We start from the raw sequence: 4,870 nt of genomic DNA, 5'->3' as shown, positions 1-4,870 counted from the left end.
TCCTTCGTCACATGTCGAAAATCGTCTCAAGCTATACGACCCTGGCGGCAACATTTATTATTAAACAAGCTCTTATATAATTTGTACCGATTGGTATAATGCTATTCACTATTTTTACAAATTTACAACAATTATTTTGCATATGCAACCGAGATTAACCGATTGGCAACAAATAGTCGGAGGGTTGCAATATAATTTGTAAAAATTGTCACCTATGCCTCTGGTATCAACAAAGCTGCTTGCCGGTAACACCTATCCCAAAAAGGGCGTAATCATAGTAGACCGGGTCGTCGGGACGCATCGTGCGAAGCACATCGGTGAGCTGCTCAACAGCACGTCGGTCATTGCCCCGGCGCTCAAGAAGTCCGAGCGAACGGGCTGTATTGCCGACATGCACATCAAGAGGTATGTATAGGCGCGATGTGTCGATGACACCCTTCCACACACCCATGTCGACGATGCCGTCGTCGCGCACAAGCCACCGCAACGCCATGTTGACACGCTTCAGGGCCGTAACGTCGAGATTGCCCGGCAGACATCGTGAATCGTGTACTCCACCTGTAGCCTTGTCAAGCTCCACGTTGATAAGCTGCACCAGACGCCACGCCGGAGCCACATCCTCCCCTACCCTGTGGGCGCGGGCGAAATCGGCCAGAGAGCCATGCCGCTCATATATGCCGCGCATACCCGACAGGAAGTTGGCAAGATTGCGGGCGAAAAAAGTACGGTGTATGTTCATATCCGGATCAAGGTCCTCGTAGCCGCGCTCCATCATGTACTTGTAAGGCTGATGATCCATCAGGGCGAGCATACGGTCGGCATCGCGGCATATCATCTTGCGGTTGCCCCAGGCTATGGCCGAAGCAAGCAACGCCACTATCTCGATATCGGCCAGCGATTCGAAGCGCCGGGGAAACTGCACCGGGTCATCACCGATAAACTCAGGTCGGTTGATCAACGCAGCCTCTCGCTCGAGAAATTCGCGCATGTCGTCAATATCAAACTCCATATTCCTTTATTAAAATAATGGATGACAGCGGCAGGCAAATAGCATGCAGCTGTCATCCTATGTATGGCTAATTCTCTGTTTATTCGGCAGATATCGGCTTATTCAGCCTCCTCGCGCATGTTGTGGAACACATTCTGCACATCCTCGTCCTCCTCGATACGCTCAAGCAGCTTCTCAATGGCGGCACGCTGCTCGGGAGTGACATCCTTAAGGTCGTTGGGGATACGCTCAAACTCAGAAGAGATGATTTCGAATCCGTTGTCCTCAAGATACTTCTGGATGTTGGCATATTCTTCAAACGCACCATAGAGGATTACCTGCTCGTCGCCGGTCTCGTCATCGACAATATCCTCAAGTTCGTCGACACCATAGTCGATGAGTTCAAGTTCGAGATCCTCAAGGCCTACGCCCTCTTTGGGTTTAATCTTGAACACACTCTTATGGTCGAAAAGGAAAGTAAGCGAACCCTGTGTGCCGAGGCTGCCGCCATGCTTGGTGAAGTATGAGCGTACGTTGGCTACGGTACGGGTATTGTTGTCGGTAGCAGCCTCTACAAATATGGCTATACCGTGAGGTCCGTATCCTTCATATGTTATTTCCTTGTAATCGCCGGCATCCTTGTCGGTAGCTTTCTTGATAGCACGTTCTACAGTATCCTTGGGCATATTCGCAGCCTTGGCGTTCTGCATGAGCGCACGCAGACGGGGGTTGGTAGAGGGATCGGGTCCGCCGGCCTTGGCGGCGATGGTGATTTCCTTACCTATGCGGGTAAATGTACGCGACATATTGCCCCAGCGTTTCAGTTTTCTTGCTTTGCGGTATTCAAAAGCTCTTCCCATAGTAGGTGTATGTGGTTAATTATATTATTGTATTAGAGTCTTATCGGAGCGACGCGCCGAGCTGCTTGGTGAGGTTGGTGACAATCTTCTGCATTACAGCGTCGATCTGCTTGTCCTGTAAAGTTTTCTCGTTGTCCTGAAGAGTGACGGTTATTGCATAGCTCTTCTTGCCCGGCTCAAGATTCTTGCCCTCGTATACGTCGAAGAGAGCGACATCGCGCAGAAGTTTGCGCTCGCTGTCGCGCACGGTTTTCTCGACCTGGGCCATAGTCACCGACTTGTCGAGAAGCAGGGCGAGATCGCGCTTCACAGCCTGGGTCTTTGGCAGAGGAGTAAATGTAACCTTGTGTCGTGTGGCAAGTTTTACAAGCGCGAGCCAGTCGAGCTGCGCATAAAGCACCTCGACCTTAACATCGCAGCGCTTTAGCATGTTCTTTGCCACAATACCCATCACGCCGAGCGACTTGCCCGAACGTGTGCGTATTTCGGTAGCCGCATCAAACAGAGGGTTCTCGGCTGGAACCATCTCAATCTCTCTGGGAGATACACCGAGACGGGCGAGCACCTGCTGTACCACACCTTTCAGATGGAAGAAAGTGGCCTTTTCGGCAGGAGCGGTCCAACCGGCAGGACGAATGTCGCCTGTGAGCCATATGCCGAGCAGTTCGGTCTCCGTGTATGGTGCGATAGGATTTTCGGCTGTCGACTCCAGCTCCTGATTGCAGCTGTAGCTTTTGCCGAATTCATACAGACACAAATCCGGGTCGCGACGGTTTACGTTATGCTCTATTACCTCAAGACCTCCGAAGAGCAGCGACATGCGCAGCACGTTGAGGTCGGTGCTGAGAGGATTAAGGAGCTTGACAGGCATGCATTTCGGGTCGGTCAGACCATCGAAATAGCGCTCTGCGGTAAGCGAGTTGTTAAGTATCTCGTTGAAGCCCTGCGCGGTCAGCTGTTCGCTTACAAGCTCGCGCAAGTCGTTGGCCTTGTCGGTAAAGTTCTTATACGAAAGCGACGACTTCACCGAATCAGATATCTCTACATTGTTGTAACCGTAGATGCGGAGTATGTCCTCCACTACATCGCAAGGACGCTGCACGTCGACACGATATGTCGGCACAAGAAGGTCGACACCCTTGTCATCGCGCGATGCAACTTCCATCTCAAGCGACTCGGCGATGGAGACCACACTGTCGGCGGGGATATCCTTGCCGACAAGTCCGTTAAGGTATGCGAAGTCGAGGCGCACCGGGAACGGCTTCACCTCATCGGGATAAATATCGACAGGCTCGCCACAGATTTCACCACCGGCAAGTTCTTTCACCAGGAGGGCGGCAAGTTTCAGGCAGTAGAGTGTTGCATTGGGGTCGGTACCGCGCTCATAGCGGAATGAGGCATCGGTGCTCAGTCCCTGGCGACGTGCTGTCTTGCGCACAGAGGTCGGATTGAAATATGCGCTCTCAATAAAGATTGACTGGGTAGTCTCTGTGACACCCGAATCGAGTCCGCCGAATACTCCGGCAATACACATCGGCTCTTCTGCATTGCATATCATCAGGTCGGCCTCGTCGAGTTTGTGCTCCACGCCGTCGAGTGTGGTAAACGGAGTGCCTGTAGGGCAATGGCGCACTACTACCTTTCCGCCCTTTATCTTATCGAGGTCGAAGCAATGGAGCGGCTGACCCAAGCCGAAAAGTATGAAGTTGGTGATGTCTACAATATTGTTGATAGGACGCTGGCCGATAGCGTTGAGCAGAGTTTTCAGCCATTCAGGGCTCTCGGCTACCTTGATACCGCGTATTGTCAGGCCGCTGTAGCGCGGACAGGCAGTATAATCGTCGACCTCAACGGCAATGGCTCCGTCGGGACGGTCGATTGAAAAAGCATCGACCGACGGGCGTACGGCCTTGGCCTCTCCCACGTGGCAATCGAGCCATGCGGCAATGTCGCGGGCCACACCATAGTGAGAAGCGGCGTCGACACGGTTGGGTGTAAGGTCCACTTCCAGCATATAATCGCTCTGAAGTCTGTAGTATTCGGCGGCAGGAGTGCCGGGAGCGACCTCATCAGTGAGCACAATGATACCATTGTGAGAATCGCCTATGCCGATTTCGTCCTCGGCGCAAATCATACCGAATGATTCTACTCCGCGGATTTTTGATTTCTTTATCTGAAACTCTTTGTCGCCATCATAAAGAGTGGTGCCTACAGTGGCTACTACAACTGTCTGACCGGCAGCAACGTTGGGGGCGCCACATACAATCTGTGTAGCCTGTCCGTCGCCGAGATCTACAGTAGTGATGTGAAGATGGTCGCTGTTGGGATGCTCCTCACATGTGAGCACCTTGCCGATTACGATACCGCGCAGACCGCCTTTTACCGATTCAACCTCTTCAACCGAACCGGTCTCAAGGCCTACGGATGTCAGAACCTCGGCGAGTTTCTCGGGTGAGAGGCCCAGGTCGATATAGCGTTTTAGCCAGTTATATGAAATATTCATAGTCTTGTTGGAAAATAAATGAGCCCGCAATGGGCTATTAACGCGCAAATTTACGAAATTTTTGCCAATAGGATATTGACAGATTCCAATTTATTTCCGCAAAATGGTTGCCCGATAAAAAAATAATATCTAATTTTGCAATACTAATCAAGCCACTTGTATAAGTGGTAAAATAATCTGCGGCAGTAGCTCAGTTGGTAGAGCATCAGCTTCCCAAGCTGAGGGTCGCGAGTTCGAGCCTCGTTTGCCGCTCTATTGAAAAACAGACAATTAACCCCACGGCTGATTGTCTGTTTTTTCATACCCATAGTGTATCGTCACAATACACTCGAAAATAAATGGTGACGACTTATCCTGACTAAAAATAGCGCAACCAAGCAATCATGTAACACACAAAAAAACTCTCGTCGGAGATATAAAATAGATTTTACGATTTAGAGCTTGTTTAAGACCCCGTTCCCCAATATTTGTTAACGCTGGGGTCGCATATCTCTGAGTGATTTTTGTCTTGTGATGATG

At 50.9% G+C, this 4,870-nt stretch carries 3 protein-coding genes and 1 tRNA gene; 1 reads left to right on the top strand and 3 read right to left on the bottom strand.

The genetic code is table 11. The annotated features are described in order from the left end of the window. Positions 1 to 226: 226 nt before the first annotated feature. From K2I50_RS09705 to pheT, 3 genes are all read right to left on the bottom strand, one after another. On the bottom strand, positions 227 to 1,009 hold the full coding sequence (locus K2I50_RS09705; RefSeq protein ID WP_301026121.1) for a TIGR02757 family protein: 783 nt from the start codon (positions 1,007 to 1,009) through the stop codon (positions 227 to 229). Between the two features lie 98 nt (positions 1,010 to 1,107). Then, positions 1,108 to 1,848 carry a YebC/PmpR family DNA-binding transcriptional regulator gene (locus K2I50_RS09700; protein WP_068961262.1) on the bottom strand — a complete coding sequence of 247 codons (741 nt, stop codon included), beginning with the start codon at positions 1,846 to 1,848 and terminating at the stop codon, positions 1,108 to 1,110. A 40-nt stretch (positions 1,849 to 1,888) separates the two neighbouring features. Continuing rightward, the gene (pheT, locus tag K2I50_RS09695) at positions 1,889 to 4,351 is read right to left on the bottom strand and encodes a phenylalanine--tRNA ligase subunit beta (RefSeq protein WP_301026120.1); all 2,463 of its coding nucleotides are present in this window, start codon (positions 4,349 to 4,351) and stop codon (positions 1,889 to 1,891) included. Between the two features lie 179 nt (positions 4,352 to 4,530). Between pheT and K2I50_RS09690 the strand changes: the two genes are divergently transcribed. Continuing rightward, positions 4,531 to 4,603, top strand: a tRNA-Gly gene (locus K2I50_RS09690). Positions 4,604 to 4,870 lie beyond the last annotated feature (267 nt).

The sequence above is a fragment of the Muribaculum sp. genome, from assembly GCF_029051885.1.
Lineage (GTDB): Bacteria > Bacteroidota > Bacteroidia > Bacteroidales > Muribaculaceae > Muribaculum.
The sequence above is the reverse complement of the archived record's forward strand: the minus strand, read 5'-3'. Positions and strand labels throughout refer to the sequence as shown.